Raw genomic sequence first — 13,516 nt, 5'->3', positions numbered from 1 at the left:
CGTCCAGCACGGTTCCAGCACGGCCCCTTCCAGCACGCGGAGGTACCCGGCGATGAGCACGACCGACGACGACCAGGGCGGCCGGGAGTCCGACCACGGGCTCACCGAGTTCGGGTACACCCAGTCGCTGGAGAGATCGATCGGCAGGTTCGCCAGCTTCGCGGCGGGCGTCAGCTACATCTCGATCCTCACCGGCACCTTCCAGCTGTTCTACTTCGGCTTCGGCCTCGGCGGGCCGGTGTACTGGTGGTCCTGGCCGATGGTGTTCGTCGGGCAGCTCACGGTGGCGCTCTGCTTCGCCGAGCTCGCGGGGCGCTACCCGGTGGCGGGCTCGGTCTACAACTGGTCCAAGCGCCTCGCGGGCCCGACGGTCTCCTGGCTGGCCGGGTGGATGATGTTCACCGCGTCCGTGGTCACCCTGGCCGCGGTGGTGCTCGCCTACCAGGTCACGCTGCCGCAGCTCTGGTCCGGCTTCCAGCTCGTCGGGGACGGCACGGGGGACACGGACTTCGGGTACAGCGCGGTGATCTGGGGCGCGATCCTGATCCTGTTCACCACGATGGTCAACGCGTTCGGCGTGAAGCTGATGGCCCGGATCAACTCGGCGGGGGTGTTCATCGAGCTCATCGCGGCGGTCCTGCTGGTGGTCATCCTCGCGTTCAACATCGTGAACCCGCCGTCGGTCTTCTTCGACACCAAGGACATCGGGGCCGGGCAGCCGGGCGGGTACTTCGGGGTGTTCCTCGTCGCAGCCATCGCCTCGGCCTACGTGATGTACGGCTTCGACACCGCAAGCTCGCTCGGCGAGGAGACCGTCGACCCCCGCAGGACGGCGCCGACGGCGATCCTGCGGGCCGTCATCGCCTCGTTCGTGATCGGCGGGCTGATCCTGCTGTTCAGCATCATGGCCGCGCCGAACCTCGACGACCCGGAGCTCGGCAAGACCTCCGGCGGGCTGCAGCTGATCGTGCTGCAGGCGCTCGGCGGGCCCCTGGGCAAGGTGTTCCTGGTCTGCATCGTCGTCGCGATCACCGTGTGTGCGCTCGCCGTGCACACCGCGGGCATCCGGCTGATGTTCGCCATGGCCCGCGACAACGCGCTGCCCGCGGGCGCCCGCCTGGCCAGGATCGACCCCAAGCGCAAGACGCCCGTCATCCCCGCCATCCTGATCGGGGTGGTCGCGGTCCTGATCCTGGCCGTCAACATCGGCACCCCGGCGATCTTCACCGCCGTCACCAGCGTCGCCGTGATCATGATCTACCTGGCGTACCTGCTGGTCACGGTGCCGATGCTGGTGAAGCGTCTGCGCGGTGAGTACCCCGGCCCCAGGACCGACCGGCGGTACTTCTCGATGCGCGGGCTCGGCCTGCCCGTCAACGTGGTCGCGGTGTTGTGGGGTGCGGCGATGGCGATCAACCTGGCGTGGCCGCGCACCGAGGTGTACGGCGAGGGCGTGCTGAGCTGGATCGCCTTCCTCTTCATCGGCGCGGTCGCCCTGGTCGGGCTGGCGTGGTTCCGGCTCAAGGGACGGCACACGCTCGGGACGCTGCCCGAGCACGTGGCGACGCGGATCGAGCAGGAGGCTCCGTAGATGCAGTTCGACTACGTCGTGGTCGGGGGCGGGTCGGCGGGCTGCGCGCTCGCCGCGCGGCTCTCCGAGGACCCCTCGGTGACCGTGTGTCTGCTCGAGGCCGGGCCGTCCGACGTGGGCGATCCCGCGATCCTGCGCCTCGAGGACTGGATGTTCCTGCTGGACTCCGGCTACGACTGGGACTACCTCGTCGAGCCGCAGGAGCACGGCAACTCGTTCCTGCGGCACGCCCGCGCGAAGGTGCTCGGCGGGTGCTCGTCGCACAACTCGTGCATCGCCTTCTGGACCCCGCGCGAGGACCTGGACGAGTGGGCGTCCCTGGGGTGCGACGGCTGGTCCGCCGACTCCTGCTGGCCGCTCATCCAGCGCCTGGAGACGAACGACGGGCAATGGCGTGGACCCGCCCACCACGGCCACGGCCGCACCGGACCGGTGAACCTCATGCAGATCCCGCCGGACGACCCGTGCGGCGTCGCGCTGCTGGAGGCGTGCGCGGGCGTCGGGCTGCCGACGGTGCGGTTCAACGAGGGCGTCACGATCACCGAGGGCGCGGGGTTCTTCCAGATCAACTCCCTGCCCGACGGGACGCGCGCATCGGCGTCGGTCAGCTACCTGCACCCGGTCATGGGCTCGCGGCCCAACCTCACGGTGTTGACGGACTGCTGGGCGTCCCGCGTGCTCTTCGCCGGGACCCGGGCCACCGGCGTGGAGTACCAGGAGGGCATCGGACCCGGCAGACGCGTCGTCTCGGCGGGCCGCGAGGTGATCCTCTCCGCGGGCTCGATCGACACCCCCAAGCTGCTCATGCTCTCCGGCATCGGGCCCGCGGACCACCTGCGGGACTTCGGGATCGACGTCCTCGTCGACGCTCCCGGCGTCGGCTCCAACCTGGACGACCACGTCGAGGGCCTGGTCATGTGGGACGCGGCGCGGCCGATGGTCACCCGCTCCACGCAGTGGTGGGAGATCGGGCTGTTCCACCGCACCGAGCCGGGCCTGGACCGGCCGGACCTGATGATGCACTACGGCTCCGTGCCCTTCGACCTCAACACGGTCCGCTGGGGCTACCCGACCACGGACAACGGCTTCTGCCTCACCCCGAACGTCACCCGCGGGCGGTCGCGGGGCACGGTCCGGCTGCGCAGCAGGGACTTCCGGGACCGGGCGCGGGTGGATCCGCGGTACTTCACCGACCCGGACGGGCACGACATGCGCGTGATGACCGAGGGCATCCGGCTGGCGCGGCGGATCGCCGAGCAGCCCGCGCTGAAGGAGTGGATCACCCGGGAGCTGACCCCGGGCCCCGACGCGGTGACGGACGACGAGCTGGCCGACTACATCGTCAGGACCCACAACACCGTCTACCACCCGGCCTGCACGGTGAAGATGGGTCCGCCGACGGATCCGCTGGCCCCGCTGGACCCGCAGCTGCGGGTCCGGGGGGTCGACGGGCTGCGGGTGGCGGACGCGAGCGTGCTGCCGTTCCTGCCCGCGATCAACCCGAACATCACCACGATGATGGTGGGGGAGAAGTGCGCGGACCTGCTCCGCTCTGCGTAGGCTTCCGCGGGTGGCGGAGCTGACGCTCGAGGAGAAGGTGTTCCTGTTGTCCCGCAACCCGACCACGGGCCGGGACCGGGCGACGTACGGGATCGACGCGGCGCTGGGCGGGGCGGTCCTCATCGGGCTGGCGCGGCGCGGCTGCATCCGGGTCGTCGACGGGCGGGTGAGCCGGGAGGACGCCCCCGGCCCCGCCGACCCGCCGCACCGCGAGGCCCTGGCGCTCATCGAGTCCGACCCGAAGGCGCGCAAGGCGCGGCGCTGGGTCGAGGTCCTGCCGCGGAAGCTGGCGCTGCAGGAGCGGATCGGCGTCGCGCTCGCCGAGAAGGGTCTGGTCTCGGACGGCCGGTCCCGGTTCCTCGGCTTCACACAGAAGAAGTTCCCGCGCACCGAGACCGGGGACGAGGTGGTGCGCCCGCTCGAGCGGGTGGTCGTCGACGCGCTGACCGGCCGAGACCTCGCCCCGACCGAGGACACGAAGCTCCTGGCCTCCCTGCTCGCGGTCTCGCAGCTGCTCAACCGCTTCGTCGAGGGGCCGGAGCGCAAGGCGGCCCGCAGGCGCGCCAAGGCCTTCACCGAGGAGGAGCCCCTCAACGACGCCGTGGCCGCGAGCGTCAAGGCGGCCGAGGCGGCGATCATGGCCACCATCGCCGCCGTCGCCGCGTCCGGCAGTGCGGGCGCCGGCTCCTGACCCGGATGTCCCCCACTCCCGACACACGAAGCCCCACGGTCGGCCCGCGTGTCGGACAGCGGGGGTCAGGAGCGGCGGCGGGCCAGGCGGATCCTCGTGATCCGCCTGCCCTGGAAGTCCGCCTCCGCCACGCACTCCTCGGCCCGACCGCCGCTGGTCAGGCGCATGGTCCAGGTGACGCGGTCCTGGGCGATCTGCTTGCGGGAGGAGTCGATGCGGATGTCTCGACCGAGCAGCTCGGTGACGAAGCCGTGCAGCTTCTCGGGATCGCGCTCGCCGCCGTCGAACGGCGGGAACGGGGGCTCGGAGATCAACGCCGCCCCGGGCGCGGCCAGTGCCAGGAGGCCCTCGGCGTCCCGGGCGGCGAACGCCCGCTCGAAGGCCAGCGCGCCGACGAACCGGTCCACCTGCGCCCGGCCCTCCTTGATCAGCCTGCGCAGGAACCGCGGGTCGCGGTTCAGCTTGGACGCGGGGCCCAGGCGCCGGGGGAGGACCCGGCGCGGCAGCTCCAGGACCCGGACCACGACGTGCCGGAACGGGCCGCCCGGCTGGAGCCTGCCCTCGTCCAGCAGCCGGTCGACCTCCTCGATGAACCCCAGCTCCTGGTAGAGCGAGAGGTTGCCCGCCAGCTCGTTGCGGCGGTCGGCGATCTGGACCAGCGAGCGCGGCTCGCGGTCCATCGCCGTCGGGTTGATCTGGATGACCCAGATCTCGTCCGGCTCGACGTCGAGCAGGTCGCGGACCGGCGGGTTCTGGGAGAACAGCCCGTCCCAGTAGGTGCCCCCGTCCGTGCGGACGGCGCGGAAGAGGTTGGGGATCGCGGCCGAGGCCAGCACGCTGTCCGGGGTGATGCGGTCGCGGTGGCTGTCGAAGGCGCGGAAGCGGCCGGACAGCACGTCGACCGCGCCGAGGACGAGCAGCGGGTGCTCGCGGTCCAGGTCGGCGGTGATCGAGTCGAAGTCGACGTGCCGGGACAGCAGCGCGCGGAAGGCGTCCGCCCCGCCGAAGGCGGCCGGGATCGCGTACGGACTGACCCCGGGCAGCACGTCGAGGTTCTGCAGCACGCCCGCGGAGACGAGCCAGGCGTTGGCCAGCTTGTCGAGCGGCCCGCTGGCGGCGTTGTCCATCCAGAACCGCTCGAGCGCCGCACCCGCTCGCGCGCGCTCCCCGGCGCGCAGCGCCTGCCACCCGAGCAGCGCGCAGATCGCGCCGCCGGACGTGCCGGACAGCCCGACGATCTCGTAGCGGGACAGCTCCTCGGACTCGAGCAGCCCGCCGAGGACCCCGGCGGTGAACGCGGTGTGGCTGCCGCCGCCCTGGCAGGCGATGGCGACGCGGCGCGGACGCCGGGATTCGGTCACGGGACGTGTCTACCCCGCCGAGGTCAACGGCGCGTTGCGGAGAGACCGAAGGCACGCGGCAACACCGTGGCCGCCTCCACCAGCGACGGCCCGTACCAGGTCAGCAACCGGCCGCTGACCAGCACCGACGGCGCGGCGAACGCCTCCGGCCCGTCCTCGGCGGTGAACAGGTACGGCTCGTCGGGCAGCACGACGAGATCGTGCGCGGGCAGCTCCGCCGGGTCGAACCGCGGGTAGCGCTCGGGGGAGTCGGCGAGCACGTTGTCGATCCCCAGCCGGGCGAGCACGGCCCCGGTGAAGGTGTCCGAGCCGCAGGCCATCCACGGCTTGCGCCAGATCGGCACGACCGCCCGCCGCCGCTGCGCGGGCTCGGGGAAGGACCACAGCGAGCGCGCCTCGTCCAGCCACGGGACCGAGGTGAGCCCGCAGGCGGCGAGCATGCGCCCCAACGAGTCCAGCCCGCCGTCGACGGTCCGGATGTCGGTGACGTACACCGCGAGCCCGGCCTCGCGCAGCCGCGCGAGGTCGGCGGGCCTGTTCTCCTCCTGGTTGGCCAGCACCAGGTCGGGCTCCAGCCCGACGATCGCCTCGACGTCCGGGTTCTTCGTCCCCCGGATCCGCGGGACGTCCAGGTCCGCGGGATGGGTGCACCAGTCCGTCGCGCCGACGAGCAGCGTGCGGTCCGTGGCCGCGACCGCCTCCGTCAGCGAGGGGACGAGCGAGACGACCCGCCCGACCCGCTCCGGCAGCGCGATCCGGGTGCCCTCGTCGTCGACCACTGAGCCGCTCACCATGTCCACCACGCTCTCACGTCGCGAACAACGGTGCCGAGCGGCCGAGCACGAACTCCCGCAGCGCCCGGGCGGGCGCACCGGTCCGCCGCTCCCGGGAGCGGACCAGGCCGATCACCCGGACCGTGCGCGGGGACGTCACCGGCAGCTCGACGACGCCGGGCGGCGGCCCGTGGTGCGACACCGGCACCAGCGCCACCCCCAGGCCCGCCCCGACGAACCCGCGGACCGTGGCGGAGTCGGCCGACTCGAAGGCCAGTCGCGGGGTGAAGCCTGCCTCGCGGCACCAGCGGTCGATCGAGGCGCGCAGCCCGTTGCCGGGGAGGTAGCCGACGAACCGCTCACCCGCCGCGTCGCCCAGCGCGACGGCGGGCGCCGCGGCCAGCGGATGGTCGGCCGGGACCGCGAGCCGCAGCTCCTCCTCGCCCAGCGGGTCCGCGGCGAACGCCGCCTCGTCCGGCAGCGGCGAGGTGAGAGCGAGATCGGCGTCGCCCTCGCGGACCCACTGCAGCAGTGTGTGATGGGGCGCCTGCAGCAGGTCGAACCGGATCCCGGGCCGCACCGCGCGGAACTCGCGGACCAGCCGCGGGACGACCTCGGTCCCCAGCGTGGGCAGGAAGGCGAGCGTGACCCGGCCCCGCACGCCGTCGACGTCCCCCGCCAGCTCGTGGGCACCGGTGGCCAGCTCGGCCAGGGCGCGTTCGGCGTGCCGGAGCAGCGCCCGGCCCTCGCGGGTGAGTCGGACGGACCGCCCGGAGCGCGCGAACAGCGGCGTCCCGATCTCGGCCTCGAGGCGGGCGATGCCGCGGGACAGGGTGGACTGGGGCACACCGAGGTCGTCCGCCGCGTGCGTGACGTGCTCCGCGCGCCCCACCGCCACGAACCAGCGGAGCCGGGGTGCCAGTGCGGCCAGCACGGTGTCCTCATCCATCTCCACATCCATTTCTGCATCCATTTCTGCATCATTGCACTGCCACAGATGCATTGGACGCATGACGCCGTGGCTCGTACGGTGCTTGGCGATGACAACGACCGCGGAGACCCCGATCAGCCATGAACGCGGCACCCCCGGGTACCGACGGCTGGGCCTCGCCATGTGGTGCACCGGTCTCGCGACGTTCGTGCTGGTCTACGCGGTGCAGGGGCTGCTGCCCACGCTCGCCGCCGAGTTCGGGGTCTCCTCCGGCACCTCGAGCCTCGCGCTGTCGGCCACGACGCTGACGCTGGCGCTGGCGATCGTGCCGCTGTCCGCGGTCGCCGAGTCGTGGGGCCGGGCCCGGGTGATGACGGCGGCGCTCGCCGCCTCCGCCCTGCTCGGCCTGCTCGCGCCGCTGGCCCCGACCTTCGCGGTGCTCGTGGGGATCCGGGCGCTGCAGGGGGTCGCGCTCGCCGCGCTGCCCGCGTTGGCGATGTCCCATGTGACTCGCGAGGTCGCGGCGCGGCACCTCGGCGGCGCGGTGGGGCTGCTGATCGCGGGCAACACCATCGGCGGGCTGTCCGGGCGGATGATCGCGACCGCGGTCGCCGACCTGGCCGGATGGCGGGTCGCCCTGCTGGTGATCGGCCTGGTGTCGCTGGCGTGCACGGTCGCCTTCCGGCTGCTGCTGCCGCCCTCCCTCGCCCCCGCGGCGCCGCCGGTGCGGCTGCGCGAGATCGGGCGTCCGATCCTGCGGCACCTGCGCGACCCGGGGCTGCTCCGCCTGTTCGGCATCGCGTTCCTGCTGATGGGCGCGTTCGTGAGCGTCTACAACTTCCTCGGCTTCCGGCTGCTCGCGGCGCCCTTCTCGCTGCCCGCCGCGCTCGTCGCGCTGATCTTCCTCGGGTACCTGTTCGGGTCCTACGCCTCGACGGCCGCCGGTCGGCTGGGGGACCGGTTCGGTCGCCGTCGGGTCATGTGGGTCGGCATCGCGATCGCCGTCGCGGGGGCCTGGCTGACGGCGCCGGACCGGCTCCCGACGGTCCTCGCCGGGCTGATCCTGGTGACCGTCGGGTTCTTCGCGGGGCACTCGCTGGCCAGCAGCTGGGTGGGGCGGCGGTCGTCGATGCTGGTGGGCGGCTCGCCGGCGATCGCGTCCTCGCTCTACCTGTTCGGCTACTACGCGGGTAGCAGCATCGGCGGGAGCCTGGGCGGGGTGGCCTTCGACCACGCCGGGTGGCTGGGCGTGGTCGGCTACACCTCCGCCCTGCTGCTCGGCGCCCTCGCCCTGGCCCTGCGGCTGCGCCGCATCCCGACCCCGGCGACCCACTAGGACCGGGTGACGCCGGTCGGCGGGGACGTCTCGCGCAGTGCCCCCCCCGGTCGCCGTCGCGCGCCGCGACCCGGCCGAGGTGGGGGGAGGGGTGGGTGGCGGGTCGAGTCGGGCCGCCGATCCGGCAGGGCTACAGCAGCGTGTCCAGGGCCGCGTGCACCTCGGCGAGGGTGGGGCGGGCGGTGGGATCGGTGAGCAGACACCCGTCGAGCACGCTGGCCACGCGGACGGGCAGCCTGCGGCGGGACCGCAGCCGCGGGGCGGCCTTGAGCAGCTGCGGGTAGATCCGGGCGAGGTCGGCGCCGGGGTGCGTGGAGTCGGTGCGGGAGATGCTGTGCGAGCCCGTGGCCTCGCGGTCCTCGACGCCGTCCGGGAACGGGCGGACGCCGGCCGCGGCCTCGTGCAGGACCACGCCGACCGCCCAGACGTCCGTGGCGGGGGTGACCGTGCCGCCCAGGATCTGCTCGGGCGCCATGTACCGGGCGCTGCCGACCTCGGCGGGTGCGGGCCCGGGGGCCCGGGCGAGCGCCAGGTCGATCACCCGGGTGACCCCCGCGCTCACCACGATGTTGCTGGGCTTGACGTCGCAGTGCACCCGGCCGCGTTCGTGCAGGTAGCGCAGGGCCGAGCCGAGCTGCTGGCCGAGGTGGGCCAGCGCGGTCTCGGGGAAGCGGCCGTAGCTCTCGATCGCGTCCGACAGCGTGCCGCCGGGCAGCGACTCCAGGACGAGTACCGGCGCCGGTCCGCGCTCGGAGACCAGGTCCAGCAGCCGCACGATGTACGGGTGGCGCAGCGACCGCAGCAGCTTGGCCTCGCGCAGCAGGGCCCGGCGGGTCCGCGGGTCGCCGACCAGGTCCGGCCGGAGCACCTTCGCGACGGTGTGGCAGTGGTGGACGTGGCTCCACGCGTCGTAGGTGTCGTAGTCCTCGCCCCGGCGCAGGTGCTGCACGACGGTGTAGCCCGGCGCGATCTCCGCGCCCGCGCCCAGCGGCGCGGGTCCGTCCGGCGCGGTGGCGGGCGCGGCGTGTCTGCCCGCCTCGGGCGCCGACGCCTCGAGCGGCGCGGCACTCACGGCGACCACCCGCCCGTCATCGGATCCCCCCGCGCCGAACGCCCCCTACATCCCCCATGTCCCCGATCCTCCCCTGTGTGACGCGCCCGGGCACTCCGGACGGTGTCTCGGCCGCGCCGAACCGGCGGATGGCTGCGACGTCCGGTCCGGGCCGTTCGCCGCGGGGGAGGGGTCCGTCTGCGGACCGTCCGTCACAGGCGACAAAGGGCGACCGCGGCCGGAGGTGCGGCAGGGCACCCGTTCGGGGTATCAGGCGGCGCGGGTGGTCGGCTCGACGTCGATCACGGTCGCGGCGGCCGTGGCGGGGAGCGCCGCGGGCCGGGTCGCGGCCCGGTGCAGCAGGATCCGGCGGCGGAGCACCCGCGCGGCGAGCGCGGCGACCAGCCCGAGCACCGCGAGGGCGGCGCCGGTGGCGACGATCGGGGCGATCCCCGCGTCCGGGAAGACGGCCATGGTCCCGAAGGACAGGAACGGCCACCAGAGCAGCGCCCGTCCCGGACCGTGATGTGTCCATTCCCGATGTTCCGCCGCCATGCTCGGCGTTTACCCCGTCCGCGGCCGGTTCATGCCGGCAGAGTGCGTCCCATGACCCTCTCCGACGGCCTTTCCGACGACGCTGTCCGAGACGCCCTCGTCGCCGAGAACGCCCGGCTGGCCGAGCTCGTCGCCACCGCCGACCACGCCACCCCCGTCCCCACCTGCCCCGGATGGGACCTCACGAAGCTGCTGCGCCACGTCGGCCGCGGACACCGCTGGGCCGCGACGATGGTCGCCACCCGGGCGACCGAGGTCCTCGACCCGCGCGAGGTCCCGGGGGGCAAACCGCCCGCGGACCTCGACGGCATCGTGGCCTGGCTGCGGGCGAGCGCCCGGGCCGTGCCCGACGCCGTCGACGCGACCGGGCCGGAGGTCCCGGTCTGGACCTTCACCGGCCCGAAGCCCGCCGCCTGGTGGATCCGCCGCCGACTGCACGAGGAGACCGCCCACCTCGCCGACGCGCAGCTGGCCCTCGGCCGGGAGGTCGACCTGGCCCCGGAGCTCGGCGCCGACGGGCTGTCCGAATGGCTGGACCTGCTCGCCGCGCGGCCCGCCGAGATGCTGCCCGCGGACGTCACACTCCACCTGCACGCCACGGACGTCGACGGGGAGTGGACGATCCGCCCCACGGACACCGGGATCGCCTGGGAGCCGGGCCACGCGAAGGGCACCGCGGCCGTCCGCGGGCCCGCCGCGCTGCTCTACCTCGCCCTGCTGCGCCGGGTCCCGCTGGCCGATCCGCGGCTGGCGGTGTTCGGGGAGGAGAAGGCCGTCTCGGCATTCCTGGACGCGACACCGTTCTGACGGCGCGAAATCGTCGGACCCGCGCATTAGCATGGAGAACGTGTCCAGGGAACCGCTCCGTCGGCCGCTCTCCCGCGAGGTGATCGTGGAGACGGCGATGGACGTGCTGCGCAAGGACGGCGTCGAGGGCCTGTCGATGCGCAGGCTCGCCACCGAGCTCGGCACCGGCCCGGCCACCCTGTACGCGCACGTCGCGCACAAGGAGCAGCTCGTCGGCCTGCTGTTCGACGAGGTGGCCGCCGAGATCCCGCTGCCGGAGCCGGATCCCGCGCGCTGGCGGGAGCAGGTCACCCGGCTCTGGGTGGACACCCGCTCCACGCTGCTGCGCTACCGGGACATCGCGCGTGCCTCGCTGGGCGCCGCGCCTGCCGGGCCGCACGCCGCGGCCGTCACCGAGGTGACCATGCGGCTGCTGCGGATGGGCGGGGTGCCGGACCGGTCGATCGCCTGGGCGGTCGACGTCGTGGGCCTCTACGTCGCGGCGAGCGCGGTCGAGGGGGCCACCGAGGGGCGCAGGCGTGAGTTGGGCCGCGAGCCCGGCCGCCACCACGCGGGCGAGCTGGCGGAGCTGGTCGCCCGGCTGCCCGCCGAGCGGTTCCCCACCGTGGTCGCCGTCCTGCCGCTGATCGCCGAGGGCTCGGACGAGGAGCGGTTCCGCTTCGGCCTCGAGCTCCTCGTGAACGGGCTAGCGCAGCTCGCCGACCAGTAGGTCCATCAGCAGCCCGTCGTGCCAGGTGCCGTCGGTGCCGCGCTCGTACTCCCGCAGCACCCCCACGCGTCGGAACCCGACGCGCTCGTAGCTGCGGATCGCCTTGACGTTGTCGGCGGCGGGGTCGATGACGATGCGGTGGTGGCCGCGGTCGTGGAACAGGTGGCGGGCCAGCGTGCGCACGGCGTCAGCGCCCAGGCCCTGGCCGTGCACCCGCGGGGCGAGGGCCACGTCCACGCCTGCGTGCCGGTACTGCGGGTCCTCGTCCTCGTCGAACATGATCAGGCCGACGGTCTCGCGGAACGCCTCGATCGCGAAGACCTGCGGCCCGAGCAGCTCCCGGCGGACCCGGTCGAGGTCGTAGTCCGGCCACCAGCGCGCGACCTCGGGCTCGGTCAGGACCGCCAGGAACTCCTCGGCGTGCCGCGGTTCGGTCGGCCGCAGCACGACGGTCTGGCCCGCCAGGGCGCCGGAGTCGTCCGTCGTCTCCTCGCGCAGCGCGTGGCCCAACGAGCTCATGTGTCCTCCACGGTGAGGGGGTAGCGCGCCTGCTCGGTCAGGGACGAGGCCGAGCGGGGCTTCTCGAACACGACGTCCGCGCGCCTGCCGTGGACGAGCAGGGTCGCGATGTGGTTGCCGAACAGCGGACCGCCGAGCTTGGTCCAGCTCGCCTCGGCGGGCGGGGCGCCGTTGTGCGCGGCCCAGGCGCGGGCCCACCGCGCCGCCGGACGCGACCAGGCGAGCCGGAACGCCACCCGGATCGCCGGGGGCACCTGGTTGTGGACCGGCGAGCACACCAGCTGGTGGACCTGCGCGGCGCCCGCGGGACTGTCGGGCAGGGTGGCCCGCGCCGCGTAACTGTGGTGCACGTCACCGGACAATACGCTGACGGTCGCGGGGCCCGACTCGGCGGCCCGGCGGACGAGCGTGGTGAGCCGGTCGAAGGACGTCCGGAAGGCGGGCCAGTGCTCCATGTCGGCGGCCTGGCGGATCGTCTCGCCCCACCGGCCGAGCAGGCCCGGCTTCGTCGCCGCGGCCTCGTTGACGGTCTCCAGGTCACCCAGCGCGGGTGCCAGCAGCCAGGGCACGGAGGTGCCCAGCAGCAGGTGGTCGACCTCCCCGGGGGCCGTGGCCTGCTCCTCCACCCAGGAGAACTCGGTCTCGCCGAGCATGAGGTGCGCGCCGTCGTCGAGGATGCGGCCGTTCCGGGAGTCGATCATCACCAGCCGGGTGCGGCCCATGTCCCAGCGGAAGCTGAACCGGACGCCCTTCTCACCGTCGACCTCGGCGTCCGCCCGGTCGGCGAGCTCGACGAGCTGCGGCCAGACGTCTGCCTCCGCGCCCTGCATCTTCTGCCAGTCCGGGTCCGCCGCCAGCTCCTCCGGCGAGAGGTTGCCCAGGTGCTGGTACACCCAGTACGAGCCCAGCGCCGACCGGATGCGGTCCTGCCACCAGCTGGTCGCGGCCATCTCCCGACGCCACGCGGCCGAGGTGTTCCAGTCGTCCCGGACGTCGTGGTCGTCGAAGATCATCGCGGTGGGGACGGTGGAGAGGATCCAGCGGATCTCCGGGTCGATCCACGAGTCCCGGTAGAGACCGACGTACTCGTCGTAGCCCACGATCTCGTCGTCCGGCCACTCGGTCGGCCGGTCCACCCGCCCCGCGATCCGACGGCGGGTCTGCGGCGTCAGCTCGTCCGCGTAGACCTGGTCGCCGAGCAGCAGGAGGGCGGTGGGCCACTCCTCCGGCGGGGTGCCCGCCATCCGGGCGGCGTAGGCGTCCAGCGCGTCGATGCCGTACTGCGCCGCCGTCCTGCGGTCCGCGACCTTCACGTACCGGCAGGAGCCGAACAGGATCCGCCCCGTCCCCGCGCTCCGCGGGCCGCGGGTGGGGATCACGCTGGCCGGGAACGGGCTGTGCGGCAGCGGCCAGCCGAGCTCGCCGTCCACCCGCACCTCGTAGGGGATCCGGCTGTCCGGCTCCAGGCCCGTCACCGGCACCACCGCGTAGTGGTGCCCGCAGACTTCGAACGTGCGGGCGGAGCAGCCCAGCACCTCGACGGTCGCGGCGGCGGCGGTCTGGACCCAGACCGTCGCGGTGGTCTCGCCGACGTGGCGCAGGACGGGGCCGAGGAGCAGTGTCACGTCGTCA

13 protein-coding genes are annotated in these 13,516 nt (G+C 73.7%); 6 read left to right on the top strand and 7 right to left on the bottom strand.

The window, feature by feature from the left end:
* Positions 1-52 precede the first annotated feature (52 nt).
* The 3 genes from ABD993_RS31375 to ABD993_RS31365 are packed head-to-tail and all read left to right on the top strand — an operon-like array spanning position 53 to position 3,842.
* On the top strand, positions 53-1,591 hold the full coding sequence (locus ABD993_RS31375) for an APC family permease (RefSeq protein ID WP_345426437.1): 1,539 nt from the start codon (positions 53-55) through the stop codon (positions 1,589-1,591).
* Entirely contained in the window at positions 1,592-3,151 is a 1,560-nt protein-coding gene (locus ABD993_RS31370; RefSeq protein WP_345426436.1) for a GMC family oxidoreductase, read from the top strand.
* 10 nt (positions 3,152-3,161) lie between these two features.
* Positions 3,162-3,842, top strand: a complete 681-nt coding sequence (locus ABD993_RS31365; RefSeq protein WP_345426435.1) for a GOLPH3/VPS74 family protein — start codon at positions 3,162-3,164, stop codon at positions 3,840-3,842.
* Positions 3,843-3,907: 65 nt separating this feature from the next.
* Here ABD993_RS31365 and ABD993_RS31360 read toward each other — a convergent pair whose 3' ends face one another.
* Genes ABD993_RS31360 through ABD993_RS31350 form a run of 3 tightly spaced genes read right to left on the bottom strand, consistent with a single transcriptional unit; the run spans position 3,908 to position 6,925 of the window.
* Positions 3,908-5,203, bottom strand: a complete 1,296-nt coding sequence (locus tag ABD993_RS31360; RefSeq protein WP_345426434.1) for a patatin-like phospholipase family protein — start codon at positions 5,201-5,203, stop codon at positions 3,908-3,910.
* 23 nt (positions 5,204-5,226) lie between these two features.
* A complete protein-coding gene (locus ABD993_RS31355) occupies positions 5,227-5,997 on the bottom strand; it encodes a helical backbone metal receptor (RefSeq protein ID WP_345426433.1) in 771 nt (256 codons plus the stop codon).
* 13 nt (positions 5,998-6,010) lie between these two features.
* Positions 6,011-6,925, bottom strand: a complete 915-nt coding sequence (locus tag ABD993_RS31350) for a LysR family transcriptional regulator (protein WP_345426431.1) — start codon at positions 6,923-6,925, stop codon at positions 6,011-6,013.
* Positions 6,926-7,016: 91 nt separating this feature from the next.
* Between ABD993_RS31350 and ABD993_RS31345 the strand changes: the two genes are divergently transcribed.
* Positions 7,017-8,243 carry an MFS transporter gene (locus ABD993_RS31345; RefSeq protein ID WP_345426430.1) on the top strand — a complete coding sequence of 409 codons (1,227 nt, stop codon included), beginning with the start codon at positions 7,017-7,019 and terminating at the stop codon, positions 8,241-8,243.
* 130 nt (positions 8,244-8,373) lie between these two features.
* On the opposite strand, the gene ABD993_RS31340 is transcribed toward ABD993_RS31345, so the two are convergent.
* Complete coding sequence (locus tag ABD993_RS31340) at positions 8,374-9,315, bottom strand: serine/threonine-protein kinase (protein WP_345426428.1); 942 nt, start codon at positions 9,313-9,315, stop codon at positions 8,374-8,376.
* Positions 9,316-9,564: 249 nt separating this feature from the next.
* The gene (locus tag ABD993_RS31335; protein WP_345426427.1) at positions 9,565-9,849 is read right to left on the bottom strand and encodes a hypothetical protein; all 285 of its coding nucleotides are present in this window, start codon (positions 9,847-9,849) and stop codon (positions 9,565-9,567) included.
* A 51-nt stretch (positions 9,850-9,900) separates the two neighbouring features.
* Here ABD993_RS31335 and ABD993_RS31330 point away from each other — a divergent pair, with 51 nt between their 5' ends.
* Positions 9,901-10,656, top strand: a complete 756-nt coding sequence (locus ABD993_RS31330; RefSeq protein WP_345426426.1) for a maleylpyruvate isomerase family mycothiol-dependent enzyme — start codon at positions 9,901-9,903, stop codon at positions 10,654-10,656.
* A 40-nt stretch (positions 10,657-10,696) separates the two neighbouring features.
* Positions 10,697-11,365, top strand: coding sequence for a TetR/AcrR family transcriptional regulator (locus ABD993_RS31325; RefSeq protein WP_345426424.1), 669 nt, complete (start codon positions 10,697-10,699; stop codon positions 11,363-11,365).
* Here ABD993_RS31325 and ABD993_RS31320 read toward each other — a convergent pair.
* Both ABD993_RS31320 and ABD993_RS31315 read right to left on the bottom strand, forming a co-directional pair.
* On the bottom strand, positions 11,342-11,884 hold the full coding sequence (locus tag ABD993_RS31320) for a GNAT family N-acetyltransferase (protein WP_345426422.1): 543 nt from the start codon (positions 11,882-11,884) through the stop codon (positions 11,342-11,344). The genes ABD993_RS31325 and ABD993_RS31320 overlap by 24 nt on opposite strands.
* A complete protein-coding gene (locus ABD993_RS31315) occupies positions 11,881-13,509 on the bottom strand; it encodes an alkaline phosphatase D family protein (protein ID WP_345426420.1) in 1,629 nt (542 codons plus the stop codon). Before ABD993_RS31315 ends, ABD993_RS31320 begins: the two co-directional genes overlap by 4 nt.
* Positions 13,510-13,516: the final 7 nt, after the last annotated feature.

Origin of the sequence: Pseudonocardia xishanensis (assembly GCF_039541715.1) — a bacterium.
Lineage (GTDB): Bacteria > Actinomycetota > Actinomycetes > Mycobacteriales > Pseudonocardiaceae > Pseudonocardia > Pseudonocardia xishanensis.
The sequence above is the reverse complement of the archived record's forward strand: the minus strand, read 5'-3'. Positions and strand labels throughout refer to the sequence as shown.

Excerpts from the sequence above, each read along its gene's own strand:
- ABD993_RS31375 (WP_345426437.1), top strand. The coding sequence starts at position 53 with ATGAGCACGACCGACGACGACCAGGGCGGCCGGGAGTCCGACCACGGG.
- ABD993_RS31370 (WP_345426436.1), top strand. The coding sequence starts at position 1,592 with ATGCAGTTCGACTACGTCGTGGTCGGGGGCGGGTCGGCGGGCTGCGCG.
- ABD993_RS31355 (WP_345426433.1), bottom strand. The coding sequence starts at position 5,997 with ATGGTGAGCGGCTCAGTGGTCGACGACGAGGGCACCCGGATCGCGCTG.
- ABD993_RS31350 (WP_345426431.1), bottom strand. The coding sequence starts at position 6,925 with ATGGATGAGGACACCGTGCTGGCCGCACTGGCACCCCGGCTCCGCTGG.
- ABD993_RS31345 (WP_345426430.1), top strand. The coding sequence starts at position 7,017 with ATGACAACGACCGCGGAGACCCCGATCAGCCATGAACGCGGCACCCCC.
- ABD993_RS31335 (WP_345426427.1), bottom strand. The coding sequence starts at position 9,849 with ATGGCGGCGGAACATCGGGAATGGACACATCACGGTCCGGGACGGGCG.
- ABD993_RS31330 (WP_345426426.1), top strand. The coding sequence starts at position 9,901 with ATGACCCTCTCCGACGGCCTTTCCGACGACGCTGTCCGAGACGCCCTC.
- ABD993_RS31320 (WP_345426422.1), bottom strand. The coding sequence starts at position 11,884 with ATGAGCTCGTTGGGCCACGCGCTGCGCGAGGAGACGACGGACGACTCC.